The sequence below is a fragment of the Novosphingobium sp. AAP1 genome, from assembly GCF_001295765.1.
Taxonomy (GTDB): Bacteria; Pseudomonadota; Alphaproteobacteria; order Sphingomonadales; family Sphingomonadaceae; genus Novosphingobium; species Novosphingobium capsulatum.
Genome location: NZ_LJHO01000002.1, coordinates 635,034 through 652,317 on the forward strand (window position 1 = coordinate 635,034; position 17,284 = coordinate 652,317).

At 65.9% G+C, this 17,284-nt stretch carries 13 protein-coding genes; 6 read left to right on the forward strand and 7 right to left on the reverse strand.

The window, feature by feature from the left end; translation table 11 throughout:
* The first annotated feature begins 21 nt into the window (after window positions 1–21).
* From IP65_RS06790 to IP65_RS06800, 3 genes are read left to right on the forward strand one after another with little or no spacing between them, the layout of a single operon-like run.
* Window positions 22–3,453, forward strand: coding sequence for a LamG-like jellyroll fold domain-containing protein (locus IP65_RS06790; protein ID WP_082349822.1), 3,432 nt, complete (start codon window positions 22–24; stop codon window positions 3,451–3,453).
* Window positions 3,453–4,925, forward strand: coding sequence for a carboxylesterase/lipase family protein (locus tag IP65_RS06795; RefSeq protein ID WP_054131166.1), 1,473 nt, complete (start codon window positions 3,453–3,455; stop codon window positions 4,923–4,925). The genes IP65_RS06790 and IP65_RS06795 overlap by 1 nt, the downstream gene beginning before the upstream one ends.
* The gene (locus tag IP65_RS06800; protein WP_231627581.1) at window positions 4,922–5,713 is read left to right on the forward strand and encodes a GDSL-type esterase/lipase family protein; all 792 of its coding nucleotides are present in this window, start codon (window positions 4,922–4,924) and stop codon (window positions 5,711–5,713) included. Before IP65_RS06795 ends, IP65_RS06800 begins: the two co-directional genes overlap by 4 nt.
* On the opposite strand, the gene IP65_RS06805 is transcribed toward IP65_RS06800, so the two are convergent.
* Complete coding sequence (locus tag IP65_RS06805) at window positions 5,706–6,782, reverse strand: putative zinc-binding metallopeptidase (RefSeq protein ID WP_054131167.1); 1,077 nt, start codon at window positions 6,780–6,782, stop codon at window positions 5,706–5,708. The genes IP65_RS06800 and IP65_RS06805 overlap by 8 nt on opposite strands.
* A 146-nt stretch (window positions 6,783–6,928) precedes the next feature.
* Here IP65_RS06805 and IP65_RS06810 point away from each other — a divergent pair, with 146 nt between their 5' ends.
* Window positions 6,929–7,189, forward strand: a complete 261-nt coding sequence (locus tag IP65_RS06810; RefSeq protein ID WP_054131275.1) for a hypothetical protein — start codon at window positions 6,929–6,931, stop codon at window positions 7,187–7,189.
* 785 nt (window positions 7,190–7,974) lie between these two features.
* On the opposite strand, the gene IP65_RS06815 is transcribed toward IP65_RS06810, so the two are convergent.
* The 4 genes from IP65_RS06815 to IP65_RS06830 form a co-directional block, all read right to left on the reverse strand.
* Window positions 7,975–8,526, reverse strand: coding sequence for a hypothetical protein (locus IP65_RS06815; RefSeq protein ID WP_054131168.1), 552 nt, complete (start codon window positions 8,524–8,526; stop codon window positions 7,975–7,977).
* Window positions 8,527–8,751: 225 nt separating this feature from the next.
* Window positions 8,752–11,004 carry a CHASE2 domain-containing protein gene (locus IP65_RS06820; RefSeq protein ID WP_054131169.1) on the reverse strand — a complete coding sequence of 751 codons (2,253 nt, stop codon included), beginning with the start codon at window positions 11,002–11,004 and terminating at the stop codon, window positions 8,752–8,754.
* Window positions 11,001–12,371, reverse strand: coding sequence for a FecR domain-containing protein (locus tag IP65_RS06825; protein ID WP_231627582.1), 1,371 nt, complete (start codon window positions 12,369–12,371; stop codon window positions 11,001–11,003). The genes IP65_RS06820 and IP65_RS06825 overlap by 4 nt, the downstream gene beginning before the upstream one ends.
* A complete protein-coding gene (locus tag IP65_RS06830) occupies window positions 12,352–13,038 on the reverse strand; it encodes a response regulator transcription factor (protein ID WP_022676752.1) in 687 nt (228 codons plus the stop codon). Before IP65_RS06830 ends, IP65_RS06825 begins: the two co-directional genes overlap by 20 nt.
* A gap of 237 nt (window positions 13,039–13,275) precedes the next feature.
* Here IP65_RS06830 and IP65_RS06835 point away from each other — a divergent pair, with 237 nt between their 5' ends.
* Window positions 13,276–14,754 (forward strand): PAS domain-containing sensor histidine kinase, encoded by a 1,479-nt coding sequence (locus tag IP65_RS06835; RefSeq protein ID WP_022676751.1) that lies wholly within the window; start codon window positions 13,276–13,278, stop codon window positions 14,752–14,754.
* 18 nt (window positions 14,755–14,772) lie between these two features.
* On the opposite strand, the gene IP65_RS06840 is transcribed toward IP65_RS06835, so the two are convergent.
* Together IP65_RS06840 and IP65_RS06845 are read right to left on the reverse strand one after the other, a co-directional pair.
* The gene (locus IP65_RS06840) at window positions 14,773–15,051 is read right to left on the reverse strand and encodes a hypothetical protein (RefSeq protein WP_022676750.1); all 279 of its coding nucleotides are present in this window, start codon (window positions 15,049–15,051) and stop codon (window positions 14,773–14,775) included.
* Window positions 15,052–15,255: 204 nt separating this feature from the next.
* Entirely contained in the window at window positions 15,256–15,945 is a 690-nt protein-coding gene (locus IP65_RS06845) for a TetR/AcrR family transcriptional regulator (protein WP_022676749.1), read from the reverse strand.
* Between the two features lie 107 nt (window positions 15,946–16,052).
* On the opposite strand from IP65_RS06845, the gene IP65_RS06850 reads away from it, so the two are divergent.
* Window positions 16,053–17,279: an efflux RND transporter periplasmic adaptor subunit gene (locus IP65_RS06850; protein ID WP_043609506.1), complete on the forward strand. Its 1,227-nt coding sequence runs from the start codon at window positions 16,053–16,055 to the stop codon at window positions 17,277–17,279.
* The last annotated feature ends 5 nt before the right edge of the window (window positions 17,280–17,284 follow it).

The following is a 17,284-nucleotide window of genomic DNA, read 5'->3' on the forward strand; positions in this document are numbered from 1 at the left end:
CGACCAGGAGAGGGATTTTCGATGCGTTTTGCCACAAGCCTGCTTGCTGCCACGATTCTGGGTGGAATGCTGGCCCCGGTCGCGGGTGCTGCGCCTGTGACCAACGGCGGCCCGTGGAATGCTGCCCTGATGCAAGGCGGCATCGGCATCACCCGCGATGTGCCGACTACGGCTGCGGTGCTTGCCCCCCATTCCCCCACGGCCCTGGCCGCCTGGGTGCGTCCGCAGGCCATACAGAGTGGCACTGTGGTGCTGCTGTCGCTGGGCGATCCGGCCACGGCCTGCCGCTGCCTGGCCCTGATCGATGGCAAGCCAGCGCTGCGCATCGGATCGGCGATGATCGTGGCGCCCCGTGCGATTGTCGCCGGGCGGTTCAGCCATGTGGCCGCCAGCTGGGATGGTGAACGCGCCACGCTCTATGTCGATGGGCAGGAAATGGCGCGCGGCGCCTTGGCCGATGCCGGTGCCTTGGCGCCCCGCCTGGCAGTCGCCCCTGCCATGCCCGGCGCGCCGCACTTTGGCGGCGACCTGGTCGATGCCCGGATCGAGGATGGTGCGCTGCCGCTGCCCGCCGTGCAGGCGCTGGTTGCCACCCGGCCCGATTTCGATCTGGTGCAGATGTGGCACGTGGGGGTTGGTTGGGAATTCCAGAAGACCGCCAATACCGGCTATTGGCGGCAGCAGGACCCCTGGACACTGCCCCAGGCCAAAGGCGGCTTCTCCGCACCGGTGGCCAAGCCCGTGCCGGCTGCCGCCGTGGTTCAGCCGCTGGCCGATGGCGTGTGGCGGATCAACGGCTGGCAACTGGCTGGCGCGCCCGATGTGCCGGGTGCCGATGGGGCCACGCTTTCGCGCCCCGGCACGCCCAAGGGCCAATGGCGCACGGCGACCGTGCCAGGCACGGTGCTGACCACGCTGGTGGATCGCGGGGTCTATCCCGATCCCTATTACGGCCTCAACAACCTGCGCATTCCCGAAAGCCTGGCGCGGCAGGATTGGTGGTATCGCACCAGCTTCACCGTGCCGGCGGATGCGGCGGGCAAGCGCCTGGCGCTGCGTTTCAACGGCATCAACTATGCCGCCGAAATCTGGGTCAACGGGCAGAAGCTGGGGCAGACCAAGGGCGCCTTTGCCCGCGGCGAATTCACGCTGGTGCCGGTGGCCGGCGAAAACGTGATCGCCGTGCGGGTTTCGCCGCCGCCGCATCCGGGCATTCCGCACGAGCAGTCGATCGCGGCCGGGGTGGGCGAAAACGGCGGCCAACTCGCCATCGATGGCCCCACGTTCGTGGCCACCGAAGGGTGGGACTGGATCCCGGGCATTCGCGATCGTGACACCGGGCTGTGGCAGGACGTGCAGTTGCGCGCCCGTGGCGACGTGCGCCTGCTCGACAGCCAGGTGGTGACCGACCTGCCCCTGCCCCGCACCGACAGCGCTGACGTGCTGATTACCGTGCCCCTGCGCAACGATGGCACGACACCGCGCACCGTGACGGTGCGCGCCGCGTTTGACGATGTCAGCGTGGAACGCAGCGTCACGCTTGCCCCTGGCGAAGGCGAAGTGCGCTTTACCCCCGCCGATTTCCCGCAACTGCGCATCAAGAACCCGCGCCTGTGGTGGCCCAACGGCTATGGCGAGCAGGCCCTGCACCCGCTGCATATCACCGCCACGGTCGATGGCGCGGTGTCTGACCGTGCCGAGACGCGCTTTGGCATTCGCGAGGTTTCCTATGACCTGTCGCTGATGGATCATGCCGGCGCGCTGCGCCGTGTCAACGTGCAGCCCACCGATGGGCGCCTTGCCGGCACCAAGCTGATCGACGTGCGCCACGAGGCGATCAAGGAAACCCCGCGCGGCTGGGTAGAATCGCTCACGCTGGCAGGTGAAACATCGTCTGGCGTGCAAGCGCTGGGCGCGGCCGACACACTGCCCGAACCGCACCTGACGATCCGCGTCAACGGCGTGAAGATTGCCGCGCGCGGCGGCAGCTGGGGCATGGACGATGCGATGAAGCGCGTCTCGCGCGAGCGGCTCGAGCCGGCCTTCCGCCTGCACAAGGAAGCCCACCTCAACATCATCCGCAACTGGATGGGCACCAGCACCGAGCCGGAATTCTATGACCTGGCCGATGAGTACGGCATGATGGTGCTCAACGATTTCTGGCAATCGACCCAGAATTTCCAGGTGGAGCCGCAAGACCCGCAGCTGTTCCTGGCCAATGCCGAAGACGTGGTGAAGCGCTATCGCAACCACCCCTCGATCATCATCTGGTTCGGCCGCAACGAAGGGGTGCCCTACCCCACGCTGAACGAGGGACTGGACGACCTGCTGTTCAAGCTGGACGGCACCCGCTGGTACACCGGCAGCTCCAACACGGTGAACCTGCAGGGCTCTGGCCCCTACAACTATCGCCAGCCGCAGGGCTATTTCACCGATCTGGCCACCGGTTTCTCGGTGGAAACCGGCACGCCTTCGCTGGCTACGGCGGCCGCAATCGCGCAATATGTGCCCGAAGCCGATCGCTGGCCGCTGAGCGATACGCTGGCCTATCACGACTGGCATTTTTCGGGGAATGGCGACACCAAGACGTTCATGGAAAGCCTGAACCGCCGCTTTGGCGCGGCAACCAGCTTTGCCGATTTCGAACGCAAGGCGCAGATGATGAACCTGGAAACCCACCAGGCCATGATCGAGGGTTTCCTGGGCCATCTCTGGACCAAGAACAGCGGGCGCCTGTTCTGGATGACCCATCCGTCCTGGCCATCGAACGCCTGGCAAATCTACAGCTCTGACTTTGACACCCACGCCGCCTATTACGGCGCGCAGCGGGCCGCCCGGCCACTGCACGCGCAGCTCAACCTGCCCGACAATGCGCTGGTGCTGGTCAACACCACGCAAGATGATGCCAGGGGCCTGACCGTGACCAGCACGGTGACAGACCTGGCCGGCAAGGTGCTGTTCACGCGGCGCGACCGTGCCGATGCCCTGGCCAACCGCGATACCACGCTCAAACCCCTGCCGCTCGACACGATCTTTGCGTCGGCGCCGATGGTGCTCGTCAGCCTCAAGATCACCGATCGTGCCGGCAAGGCGGTCAGCGATACGGTCTATTGGCGCGGCAAGGACGAGGATGCCTACCGCGCGCTCAATGCCATGGGTTCCGCGCCGCTCGCGATCAAGACCGGCACCCCGCAGGACAGCGGCAGCGAACGGGAAATGGCCATCACGCTGACCAACAGCAGCAGCACGCCGGCTCTCAACACCCGCGCCACGCTGGTGGATGCGGCTGGCAAGCGAATCCTGCCGGCCTATTACAGCGACAACTATGTTGCGGTCATGCCGGGCGAAAGCCGCACGATCACGGTGCGCTGGCCGGCCAGCGCCGGCACGGCAGCGGCAGTGACGCTGGAAGGATGGAACGTGCCGGCCGCGCAACAGGGTCTGTCGCAGTAATGCGGCTGCGGCATGGCCTGGCCGCGCTGGCGCTGGCCGCTGCCCCGGCATGGGCAGCGCCCGGCGCCGGGCACCCTGTCGCGCTGACGCAAAGCGGGCCGGTGGTCGGCACGGCCGACGCCGATGGCGTGACGCGCTTTCGCGCCGTGCCCTATGCTGCGCCGCCACTGGGCCCGCTGCGCTGGCAACCGCCGCAGCCGGCGCCGGTGTGGAAGACCCCGCGCGACGCCACCGCGCCAGGCGCAGCATGCCTGCAAAACGATTACGGCTGGAACCACGCCGACTATGTGCGCGGCAACGAGGATTGCCTCACGCTCGATATCGCCAGCCCGGCGCTGGCGGGCAAGCGCCCCGTCATGGTGTGGATCCATGGCGGCAGCAACCGCGCGGGATCGGCCGGTGGCACGGTGTTGAGCGACCTGGCGCGCCACGGCGTGGTGCTGGTGGCCATCCAGTACCGGCTTGGCATCTTTGGCTTTCTACCGCACCGCGCGCTGGCGGCAGAGCGCGATGGCAAGACCGGCAACTATGGCCTGATGGACCAGATCGCCGCGCTGCGCTGGATCAAGGCCAACATTGCCCGGTTTGGCGGCGATCCTGGCAGGATCATGATCTTTGGCGAAAGCGCCGGCGCCGAAGACGTGGGCTATCTCCTTGCCAGCCCACAAACGCCCGGCCTGTTCCAGGCCGCCGCCTTGCAAAGCGGCACCCCTGGCTTTGGCCTGCCGCCGCGACCGTTGGCCGAGGCGCTGCGCCTGGGTGACCAGCTCGACGCCCAACTGGGAACCGATGGCAGCGCCGCGCCGCTGCGCGCGGCATCGCCGCATGCCCTACTCGATGCAGACAAGGCGCTGCACGACAGCGCGCTGGAAAGCGACGATTTCATGTGGCTGCGCGCCACGGTGGATGGCGCCGTGCTTCCTGCCGTACCCGAAGCCCTGCTGGCCAGCGCGCCACCGCGCCCGGTGATCCTGGGTTCCAATCGCGCGGAATTTGGCCTGCCCGGTGGCCGCCCGCATCGCGATGCCAACGTGGCCATGGCCTTTGGCACCAATGAAGCGCAGGTGCGCGCGTTCTATCGGCTGGATCAACCCGATCCGCCCGAAGACCCACGCCTGGGCAGCCGCGATTTGCACATCGCTACCGACATTCTGTTCCGCTGCCCCACCGGGCGCATGGCCGATCTCCTGGCCGCGCATGGCTGGCCGGTGTGGCGGTACGAATTCGATATCGGGCCAGGTGGCGCGCGCAGCTTCCACGGTGCGGACATCGGCTATATCCACAATGCCACGCCGCTGGCCGATGGCAGCACGCTGCAAGCCCACTGGATCGCGCTGGCGCAACACGGCGCGCCACTCGCGGGATGGCCAGCCTATGCGCCCAAGCGCACCCATCTTGTCATCAGCCCGCAAGGCGTCAGCACTGGCGAGGCGCTGGCCGACCTTCCCTGCCGTTGGAGCCGCTATCTGTGACCATTCCTGCCAATCGCCGCCGCTTCCTGGGTTTGATCGCAACGGCGCCGCTGGGTGTCGCTGGCGCCAGCACCGCCGCCCGCGCGGCGCAAGCCGTGGCACCCGTTTCCCCCACCCCTGTGCCACCCCCTGCCGCCGTGGCATTGACCGATGACGAGCGGCGGCGGCTGACCGATTTTCCCTGGCTCGCCCGCTATGCTGAAGACAATGCACGCATCACCGCCGCCGCCACGCCGGTCAAGCTGGTCTTCATGGGCGACAGCATCACGCAGGGCTGGCCCGACAAGCACCCCGCCTTCTTTGCGGCAGAGGGCCGCGTGTGCCGGGGAATCAGCGGCCAGACCACGCCGCAGATGGTGCTGCGCATGATGGCCGACGTCATCGCGCTCAAGCCCCGCGCGGTGCACATCATGGCCGGTACGAACGACATTGCCGGCAACACCGGCCCAATGACCCTGCAGCAGACGCAGGACAACCTCGCGGCGATGGCCATGCTCGCCAAGGCCAGCGGCATTGCCGTGCTGCTGGCCTCGGTGCCACCGGCTGCACGGTATTATTGGCGCCCGGGCCTGGATACGGTGACCCCGATTGCGGCGATCAACCAGTGGCTGGCCAGCTATGCCGCCACGCACGGGCACACCTTTGTCGATTACCACGGCGCGATGCAGGATGGCGCGGGCGGCATGCGGCCGGGCCTCGCCTATGACGGCGTGCACCCGACCGAGGCCGGCTATGCCGTGATGGAGCAGGTGCTCTCGCCCATCCTGGCAGCGAAAGGCTTTAGCTGACCCGCGCGGCTGCAACGGTTTGCTGGATGAAAGACAGCTTGGCGATGATCGCGTCAGACAAGTGGAAGGGATAGAGGTCGGCCTGCCCCATCGCCCGGTTCACCGCGTTCATCGCAAAGGACACCGGCGCCATTTCCGCCGCCAGCGCGGCGGCATCGGCGCGATAGGGATCGAACTCCACCGCCACCTGGCCGTCGCCATCATGCCCGCCAAACGCCGTGAGCGACAGGTCAAAGCCCCGCGCCGTTGCCAGCACATCGACGATGTGCAGGTAGTGGGCAAAGGTTTCGGCAAAATCCTCCCACGGGTGGCTGGTGGCATAGGCGCTGACGAAGTCCTCGGTCCACGGCTGCGCGCCACCGCCATAGTGCGCGGCGAGCGCGGCACCGTAATCGGCGCGTTCGTCTCCGAACAGGGCGCGGCAGGCTTCCAGTGTCGCGGGATCGGTCGCGACCAGGCGTGACCAGAAATGGTGCCCCACCTCGTGCCGGAAATGGCCGAGCAAAGTGCGATAGGGCTCTCCCATGTCGAGACGGACCTGCTCGCGATGGGCATCGTCGGCCTCGGCCACGTTCAACGTGATCAGGCCTTCGTCGTGGCCGGTGATGATCTTTGGGCCACTGCCCGCAGCGCCGGGCTCGCCATAGAGGAAATCGAAAGCCAACCCCTGCCGTTCCGGCGTTTCCTCTGCCTTGGTCTCCAGCGGCAGGCCAAGGCGGATCAGCGTGTGGAACAGGCGGCGCTTGGCCTCTTCCACCTTGGCCCACAGTGGCGGCACGGCGGAATCGGCCAGATCGGGAATGGTGCGGTTGTGCCGGCAGGCACGGCACATGCCGCCCGGCGCATCGCGCGTGGTCAGCCAGTTGCAGATGCCGAAATCGTTGTTGTTGGCGCAGACCACCAGATCGGCCGAAGTCTCGGTGCGATCCTTCCACGTGGTGCCCTCTTCCGCCAGATAGCGAAAGCGATCGATCGCTGGGTCATAGCCTAGCGTTGCAGTGCAGGCAGGGCAAACCCGCACTTCGAAATGGTTGAGGCGCAGGCATTGAGGGCAGGCAAACGGGCGCATCGGTGGCTCCGGGCTTGGCGGGGAGTGACAGGCGGCTTGCCTTGCCAGCACTACGCCGCGTACCTGCCCTGGTTCCAAGCGCCCGGCGATCTTGCCGGCGCAGCGCGGTTGCGATGGCGCGTAGCTTTGGGCACAAGGCCGCCGCGATGAAGAAGAAACGCCGCTATCTCACTGCCACGATGCACGATGGCTACGTCAAGACGATCGGCCCGACCACCGACAGCTTTACCCATTACTGGCGGATCGTGGCGGAGCTGGAAAACGGCAAGACCGAGGTATTCTGGGGGCACACCCGATCCTTGGCAGAGGCGCGCCGCAAGGAGTCCCCGGCGCGCGAGGCAGCACGCATGCGCGGCTGGAAAAGCCACAGGTTCGAGATTGCCGAATTGGTGGAAACACCGGCCTGAACGGCCACGCTGGCGCAGCGCTCATCCAAACTGCTCCTGATCGGATGATGTTCGCAGCCAAATGATCCGAAATTGACATTCCTTTACAAGCGCGAGCCGGACCGATGTGCGATGGCAATCGGAGGGGATGGATCGGGGTATCGGTAGTGTCTACAAGCATGCACAGCACGGATTGGCACAGCACAGATTGGGCACACGCCAGCGCGGATGACGCCCTGGCGTCTCGCGCAAAGGCACCCAATGGCCGCAAGTTGGCTTATATCGTTGCCCTGAACATGGCGCTGTGGGGCGCCATGCTCGTGGCAGCCTGGCTCGTGGCGCACGGCTGACGCAACGCGACAACAACCGCCTGTTGCCTTTCCACCGGATCAAGGCGCTGGTTTGCCAGATGTTTGCGTGACGGGCGATGCCAAGAACCTCGCCTGCACCAGTGCCGCCCCCCACGACGCAAATCGGAGTTGCGAAAACAGCTAAGGTCGGGCTTCGGGAAAGGTGACAATGACCGGATGTGTCTGGATCGAGAGCATCCAGAACACCACCACGCTTACCAGGCCCAAAGCACCCCAGACGAATTTGCGCGCGCGAAAATCAGCGATCGCGCTCGCCAAACACTATGCACTGTCGCCTAAAATCGCAATGCCCCAGATCATCAAAGTCAACATGCTACTGACGTAACACGCCTTGCCGTGCCCAGCAATGTATCAAGCCTGGACCCAATACTGCGGCACTACTTCTGCCTGGAAAAATTACGCTACCTTCGCCGCGTTGCAAATTCAGGCCTACAGCTATCGCGGTATCATCGCGGCGATGATATAGTTTACCAGATTCCGCTGTGCCGGCGCGAGCCGCACCGCCAGCATGGTGGCGTTGTTGTCCGCATCCATCCACACCAGCCCGTTAATCGGGTCCGCCGATGGACGCAGGCGTGTCATGGTGCCAAGGCCTTCGCGATGGGCGGGGGTTTCGAACGTCACATAATTCCGATTTATCCGCAGGATGCGATCATGCGGATAGGGGCCGAAAGGGAACTGGCGACGCGGCGCGATGCCCTCCGCTATGACGGATTCCACGAAAGCCTTGCGATCGGGAAACAGGCGGGCCGCAATGCGCGCCGCTTCGCACCGGCCAGACGTATCGCCCAGCGAGATGCTGACCTGGATGGCGGGCCCGATCAGTTTGGCCGAAAATGGATCGGCACCAAGCCCCGTGGGCGAAAGCATCAGCACGGAACCGTTGGAGCCATAGAGTTCAAAGCAGCGCCAGCCGCGCGGCGCCAGAACGCCGCCGGTGGTATTGCTGGCATACCAGGCCAGCCGTGGTGCCAGTTGCGCTGGCACTTTAGGGGCATGGTCATCATTCCTTGGGGCCGCCAGCGGGCCGGTTTGCCCGTCTGACCGGCACCCCACGAAGGGCACGGGCAAATCTTTAGCCCAGGCTGGTGTGCTTGCAGCCGCAATCGCCATCGCCAGCATGATCGCCAACCGCATGCACGCCTCCCCTTTGTGGGAACTGGCCCTAAGGTGACCAAAGCTAACACCAGGCATGGGCCGGGGTCCAGCCGCTCAATCCTTGATCGGCAGCGCCAGCGTGAACGTGGTGCCCCTCCGCGGCTCGGTCTCGCACGAAATCACGCCGTGGTGGCGCACCATCACGGTGTGTACGAAGCTAAGGCCAAGACCCGCGCCGCTGGTCTTGGGGCCAAGGCCCACCGGGCCACGGGCAAACCGTTCGAACATGCGCGCGCGCAGGTCTTCATCCATGCCGCAGCCCTGATCGGCGATCGTGCACAGACCCCAGGCGCTGCCATCGGCACGGACCTGGCGTGTCAGCGTGCAGGTGATGGTGGTGCCATCGGGGCTGTATTTGATGGCATTGCCGATAACGTTGCCCAGCGCGCGCGTCAGCAGGGATCGCTCCCCCATCACCAGCATCTGCTCGTCGCCGTGGGTAACGATCTCGATCGCCTTGGCGCGCGATTGCGGCCAGAGATCATCGATCGCGTCGATCAGCATGTCGCCCAGATCGACCTCTTCCAGCGTGTACTCAAGGTATTCCGCGCGGGCGAGTTGCACAAAACCATCGGCCAGGCGCAGTGTGCGCTCGGCATAATGGCGGATGGCACTGGCTTCTACCGGAGCGATGCGATCGGCCGGCGCGGTTTCCAGCACCGCCAGGATGGAGGCCTGAGGCGAGCGCATGTCGTGCGTCAGGAGTTGCACCACGTCGTCACGTTGGCGCTGTGCGGCCTTGGACTCGCTGATGTCGACAAAGCGGATGATCCAGCCGGCACGCTGGCCATCGGCCTGCGTCTGCGGGGCCATGCCCACCAGATAGAAATGCGCCTGATCGCGCTGCACTTCGTGCGTCGCGGGCTCTTCCGCTTCCGGCGGGAATGGCACCGGGTTGCCGCTGCCAACCAGGCGCACCGCCGATAGCAGGGCCTGGGCCTGGGTAGCGCCGGGAATAATGGCATGCCCAAAGGTGGTGAACAGGCGATGGGCGGCGGCGTTGGCCATCACGATGCGCCCGGGCAGATCGGCCACCAATGTGGCATCGGGCAACTGGTCCAGGCGATCGGCCACGAAGTGCTGCATCTCGCGGTTGCGGGCGATGGCCGCATGCAACAGCGCGATGGTGCCGGCGACACCGTGCCTGACCGACCCCACCAAGGCCACGCGGGGCAGTATCGATGGCTCTTGCTCAAGCCGCAGCAACTGGACGCGCATGAACTGCTCGATCACGGCAAGCTGCCGCCAGCCCCACAGGGGATAGGCAACGGCAAGCCCGGCGAGCGCCGCCCCGGGCGGCAACCACAAGCGCCACACCAAGAGGCACAGCGCCGCGATCGCGACCACCACGCCAGCGCAAAGAGCAAAGACCACCATGGCCGGCATCCGTCGCCATGGGCCCAAACCGATCATCAGCACCAGAAGTGGCATCAGCCCCAGGCCAAGCCGCGCAGGCATGCCGGCCGGGCGGATCATCGTGCGGCTGATCAGGCCATTCACCAGATTGGCTTCGATCTCCAGGCCAGACATGACACTGCCGGTGGGTGTGGGATAGCGGCTGCCGAGCCCCGTGGCAGTGGCGCCGACCAGAACCACCCGATCCCGCAGCAGTTCGGGCGGTACTTGCCCGGCCAGCACGGCCGCAGCCGAAACACCCGGCCAGTGTCCGCCGCCAGCACCGAACGGGATCAGGCGCGCGCCCACCGACATCGCAGGATGATCAGCGGGCGTTGCCGGGCTGGTGGCAGCCAAGGCGGCCAGGGCCATGAGGTGCTGCACAGGCCCGGCAGCAACCGTAGCGGACCGCACCACACCATCGGCGTCAGGATCGATCGTGGCATAGCCGATGCCGCTTGCGGCCTGACGCACGGGCGCGATCGGCAGCACAGGCGTCGCGGCCACACCGGAAAGACCGGGCGCGGGCGGCACCATCGGCAGGAAGATCGGCCGGGCTGCGGCGATCGAGCCGGCCAGCAGTGCATCGACGGCCGGATCGCCCGGTTCGGTAAACAGCACGTCATAGGCAATCGCGCGCGGCTGCCCTGCCTTGATCCGGTCGATCAGCGCGGCATGGATGCCCCGGTTCCAGGGCCAGCGCCCCAGCCGCGCAATGCTGTCATCGTCGATTTCAACCATCAGCACCGACTGCCCCGGCGCCGGCGCGCCCAGTTGCAGCAGGCGATCGTAGAATGCGTTGTCGAGCCGCAGCATCGTGCGGTCGGCGGTCAGCACGATGACCAGCACGCTTGCCACCAGCAGGATCAGCCACCACTGCGTGCGCAGTTTCAGCTGATGGCCCAGGCTCACCAGGATGCCTCGATCCGCACGTCCTGATAATCGGTCCAGCGCGAAACGGTGTGGCCGTCGATCACCTCGTCCATCAACACGCGCCAGCGATAGCCGCCCGGTGCCAGGGCCAGACCAACCAGGGCATGGCTGGAAAGACCGGCTCGGTCGATCGTCGGACGGTCTTCGCGGCCTGGCTTGGCCAACTGGAAGCGGAAGGTGGCGCGGCTTTCATGCGCCGGGTCCCAGTGGAACACATACTGGCGCACCGGGCCATTCCAGCTTTCTTCCACCGACAGGCGCAGGCTGTTTTCCAGCCGCCGCTCGAATTCGGCGAGCGCCGGCTTGCCTTCCAGCCCATGGCCATCGATCGCGGTAGCGCGGACGAAATAGCGTCCATCGGGCAGACCCGCCAATTGCGCCGAAGATCCGGCCACGACGGTTTCATCCAGCACTTTGAGGAACTGGGCATCGGCCGCCAGTTGCAGGTGATAGGCCCGCGCGCCCGGCAAGGCCTGCCAGGAAAAGCGCAGATCCGCTCCGGTTTGCGGGGCTGCCGCATCAGCCAGCAGCGGCGGCGGCAACAGCGCGATCGGCTCATCCAGATCGCTCGCGGAACCAAAGCCGGCAGGCAGCACCTGCGCGCTGCGCCCCTGGGGATCGAACCCGACCTTACCTTCCAGCACCTCGCTCGTCGCACGGTGCGCATCGGCGTCGTAGCTCATGCGGAAACGGGTGCCGCGCACCGAGGTGACGGCGCCGGGCGTGGCGAACTGAAACGTGCTGGCCGGATCGGTCATCGGCGTGACAGCGGCGCTCGCCCGGCCCCGCTCGATCGCGAACAGGCGCTCCACATGCCGATCCAGCACCACCTTGCGCAGGCGGCGCACCCGCACGGCCGATTGCGATGGCAGCGCGATGCTCGTGTCATCGGGCAGCGTGACGGTGACAAACGAGCGCTGCCCGGTTTCGAGCAGCATGCCCTCGGTCACCGGCATGCCATTGGCCGCCGGCCGGCCATCGATGCGCACCGCGCCGCGCCAGCTCAACACAGTGCCGCGCACCGCTTCCTGCTTGAGCAGCACGCGCGGTATCAACAGGGTCTTGCCAATGGGCAGGCGCAGCGGATCGGCTACACGGTTGAGCTGTTGGACGGAGCGATAGGTTTCGGGCCGAATCAGATAATCGCTGGCGAGGCGGAACAGGTTGTCACCCGGCCGCACGAGGTAGCGCACCATGTCATCCGGGGCGGGCGTCAACGACGCATTGTCGGGCGCCGATGCCGCGTGCGTGGCGCAAGGCGCCAGGAACGCCGCCAGCGACAGCGACTGCGCAAGGGCGAGCGCAAGGCGTGGCCGGGCCACGGCGTCAGGCAGCCAGCGCTTCAAGGCGATATCCATAGGCATAGATCGGCACCAGCTTGAAGCCATTGCCGGGCCGCAGGTTGAGCTTGGTGCGGATATTGGAGATATGCGCATCGAGCGTGCGCGTGGGCAGATCGGGATTGCGGCCCCACAGCGCCTCGAAGATATAGGCGCGCGACAAGGCGCGGTGCATGTTGCGGAAGAGCAGGAGCGCCAGCGCAAATTCCTTGGCCGTGAGGGCAACCGGCTGCCCCTCCAGTTCCACCGTATCGGCGCGCGTGTCGAACTTGTAGGGGCCGAACTGTTCGACCATGGGGCTGGTCGAAGGATAGGCGCGGCGCACCAGGGCGTTGACCCGCGCCTTGAGCACGGCCGGCGCCACCGGCTTGATCACGTAATCGTCTGCGCCGGCAGAAAGCCCGGCCACGATGTCTTCCTCGGCCGAGCGGCTGGTGAGCATGAGTGCGGGCGGCGGCACTTCCAGGTTGCCGCGTGTCCATTCGATGATGGCAAGCCCGGTCATGCCGGGCACGTTCCAATCGAGAATCAGCAGATCGTAGGTGGTCCGATGCAGGGCGCGCGTCAGCACCTGCCCGTCGCCGAACACCTCGCAACTATGCCCCGCCTCGGCCAGGGTCATTTCCACCAACCCGGCCAAGGCCACGTCATCTTCCAAAATCGCTATGCGCACGGCGGCCCTTCTGCGCCCGCAATTCCCGGGCGACCAACCGCCTCCTTAGCAATGCCTGCGCGCAAAGCGAGATAGCGCAAAATCCCTTTGCAATGTTTTACAGCATGCCCGAAAGCTGAAGTCGGCAGACAAAGGCGATCTGGTGTTTTATCGCCCGGAATGACATCTGCCAAAACCGTCTGCACAGCGGCAGATTCATCGCTGCGGGACCGCCGTGCACAATGTTGAGGAAACGGCATGGATCGCCCGCACACGCCAACTGACGCAGCCTTTGAACCGATCGACGAGATCACTATCGTCGATGGCCGTCTGGGCGGGCTGATCGGCGCTGCACCCAATGCCTATGTGCTGTTCCAACCCGATCTGACGATCGCGGGTTGCAACGACGCTTATGTCGCGGCCGTGGGGCGCCCGCGCAAAACCTTCGTCGGCCTGCCCTTGTTCGAGGCTTTTCCGGCCGATCCGGACAGCGAAAGCTACCGCCTGCTGCGCAAGTCGCTCCATCGCGTGCAGCGCGCCCATGAAACCGATCACATTGCCTTCATCCCTTATGCGGTGGGCGATCCGGGGACAGTGCCGACAATGCGCTATTGGAGCGCGACGCACGTACCGATCATGAGCGCGGACGGCAGGTTGCGCTATATCCTGCAGCACACCGCCGACATCACTGCGCTGCTGACCCAAACCGCAGATACGGGCAGGGCAGCCATCCTCGAGGCAGGCATCCTGATGCGCGCCAACAAGGTGCAGGCCGAAATCGAGCGGATGCGCGATCTGTTCGATCAATCGCCAGGCTTCATCGCCATCCTGCGCGGGCCGGACCACGTGTTCGAAATCGCCAACGCGGCCTACAACCAGTTGGTCGGGCATCGACCGCTGTTGGGCCTCCCGCTGCGCGAGGCCTTGCCCGAAGTGGTGGAACAGGGGTTTGTCGACCTGGTGGACGGTGTTTACCGCACCGGGCAGCCCTATATCGGGCGCAGCGCGCTCGTCTCGCTGCAACTGGCGCCGGGCCTTCCGCCGGAAGAACGCTATCTCGATTTCGCCTATCAGCCGCTGCGCGATGCCGCCGGCGCTGTGCACGGGGTTTTCGTGCAGGGCGTGGACGTGACCGAGCAGCAGCGCGCCGAACAGCGCATGGCCACAATCATGCGGGAAAGCGTGCACCGCATCAAGAACACGCTGGCCATGGCCCAGGCGGTGGTTTCCGCCACGCTGCGCGATGCGCATGACATGGTCACCGCACGCCGTGATATCCTGGCCCGGCTGAGCGTGCTGTCGGTAACGCAGCCGGCACTGATCGAAGGGCACTTGGCGCCGGCCGACGTGGCACTCACGGTGATGGCGGTGATGAAGCTGCATGTCGATCTGTTCGGCCGCATCACCATGGAGGGCCCCAGCGCCGAAATCGCGCCCGCTGCCGCACAGGGGCTGGCCCTGATCCTGCACGAGTTGGCGACCAACGCGATCAAGTATGGCGCGCTGTCATGCGACAGCGGCAATCTGTCTCTCACCTGGCAAACCATCCCGGCGGAAAACCGGGTCGAACTGTTGTGGCATGAAAGCGGCGGCCCAGCCGTGCGCCAGCCAGACCGCAAGGGCTTTGGCACCACCCTGATCGAACGCGCCCTGCCCCGCACCGGTGGCAACCGCGTGGACCTGTACTTTGCGCCGGCCGGCGTGCAGTGCCGGATCAGCCTGGCCCTGCGCGCCTGACGCAGCGGATGCGCCCGTCTATCTGACGCGGAACGCCACCAGGCGGGTGGCAAAGGGCGCCAGCACTGGATTGGCAAGGTCAGCGGTGGCATCGGGTTGGCTGGTCAGCAGCACGCGCGTGGGGCCGAGCGGCACGTCCTTGAGTTCCGCTGCGGTCAGATCGGCCATGCCGATCTCTTCCCCGTAATACATCAGCGCGGTTCCGCCGGCGGTCAGCGTCATCGCCGCCGTCAGCCGCGCGATCGCATCATCGTGCACCCCATCGCCAAAGGCGGCGCGCCGCGACGGCAGGGACAAAGGCCAGCGCGCACATCGCCGTTCCCGCTGCCAGCGTGGTGGCAAAAGCCCGGAGATGGTGATGCAACGATATCATGCGCGCGGTCTCCGCCAAAGCAACGACAGGAACGTGCCAGCGCCGGATCTTGCCGATTGCACAGCGCTCGCCATGAAACACAGCGTGGCACGGCGCAGCAGGCTATGCAATCGGTTGCAATGCTCTGATCAGGCGAGCTCGGTATTCATTACCACGCTTGGCCGGCAGGCCACGCCGGCCATGGCAGCCGGCGTCTGGTCTGCGCCGCGCAGCGCAAGGATTTGTGCCCGGAAAGAGGCAAAGGCCATCTCTGCCATGCGCCGCGCCTCGGCCTCGCCCCGGATGAGATCGTGCTGCATCAGGCCTAGCGACAGCATCAGCAGCATGTCGGCCATGCAACCGCGAGCCGATGCCACGTCATCGCCAGGCAACAGCACTTCGATCGCGCGGAGCAGGCCGGCATGCACGGTGTTGTGACAGCGCTTGAAGATTTCGGCCACTTTTGGATTACGGGCAGACTCGGCGACGATTTCCGCGATCAGCACGTTGGGACAATCGGGATCGGGGATCAGGAAATCGTGCAACCATTGCCACACGGCCGATTCGTCACGCAGGGCAACGCCCAGCACGATATCGCCACGTTCCAGGAATTCGCCGGCGTCAGACGCCACGATCTCGGCGATGATCGCCTCCTTGGACGCGAAATCGCGATAGAGCTGACCTACGGCCACGCCCGATTCCTTGGCAATCTGGGCAACGCCAGTTGAATGAAAACCATTTTCTATAAATAGCTTACGCGCAGCAGCAATGATCTTTTCCCGCCGCTGCGCCGCCTTGCCCCCCGCCCTGAGGCACGCTTGCGCCTGATCCGTAGTCATAGCCTCTCTCTACCCAAAATTTCCTGCTTGACCACTGGCCCCCCGGCGCAGTAGCGCAAATTTGTGAGTGATCGTTCACTCTCATACACTGATCGGCAGGATTTTGCATGACATTTTTGCGACGCGTCACCCCGGCGCTGGCTTTGGCCCTTGCGGCATGCGGATCGCAACCCCCAGGCGCGGGTGGTCCCGGCGGGCCAGGCGGCGGCGCTGCGCCTGCCGTTTCGGTGGTGGCGGTGCAGGAACAGCCCCTGCCGATCACGGCCGAATTTCCGGGCCGGACGGTGGCCTACGAAACCTCGGACGTGCGGCCCCAGGTCAACGGCCTGATCCAGTCGCGCCTGTTCACCGAGGGTGATTTCGTGCGCGCCGGCCAGCCGCTTTATCGCATCGATCCCGCGCCCTATCAGGCCCAGGTGATGAGCGCGCGGGCAGCGCTGGCCAAGGCCCGCGCCGCGATCGCCTCGACCCAGGCCCAGGCGAGCCGCTATGGCGAACTGGTCAAGATCAACGCCATCGCCCGCCAGGACTATGACAACGCGGTGAGCACCGCCGGACAGGCCCGGGCCGATGTGGCGGCACAGGAAGCTGCCCTGCGGACCGCGCAGATCGACCTCGCGCGCACGACCATCACCGCGCCGATCAGCGGGCGCATCGGCCGCTCGCTCACCACCACGGGCGGGCTGGTTTCGGCCGCACAGGCCACCGCGCTCACCACGATCCAGCGCATCGATCCGGTCTATGTGGATATTCCCCAATCCAGCGCCGACCTGCTCAAGCTGCGCCGCCAGATCATGGACGGCAAGCTGACCAAGGACGGCAAGGCCAAGGTCCAGTTGATCCTGGAAGATGGCAGCACCTATCCGCTGCAAGGCGACCTCCTGTTCACCGACGTGACCGTGGACCAGGCGACCGGTTCGCAGGTGCTGCGCGCCGTGTTCCCCAATCCGCGCAGCCTGCTGCTGCCGGGCATGTTCGTTCGCGCCCGCCTGGTGCAGGGCACGGTGCAGAATGCCATGCTGGTGCCACAACAGGCGTTGACCCGCGATGAACATGGTAATGCCGTGGTCATGGTGGTTGGCGCGCAGAACAAGGTGGAAGCGCGCCCGGTGCAGACCGGCGGCACGCAGGGTGACAAGTGGATCGTTACCGGCGGGCTGCGCAGCGGCGACAAGGTGATCGTGGAAGGTGGCATGATGCTGCAGCCGGGGATGCCGGTGAATCCGCAGGCCTGGAACCCCAACGCCCCGGCCGGCACAGCACCCGGCCAGGCACAGGGCCAACCTGCCGGACAGGCAAAGGGCCAGCCCTCCGGCCAGGCACAGGGAAAGTAATCCCG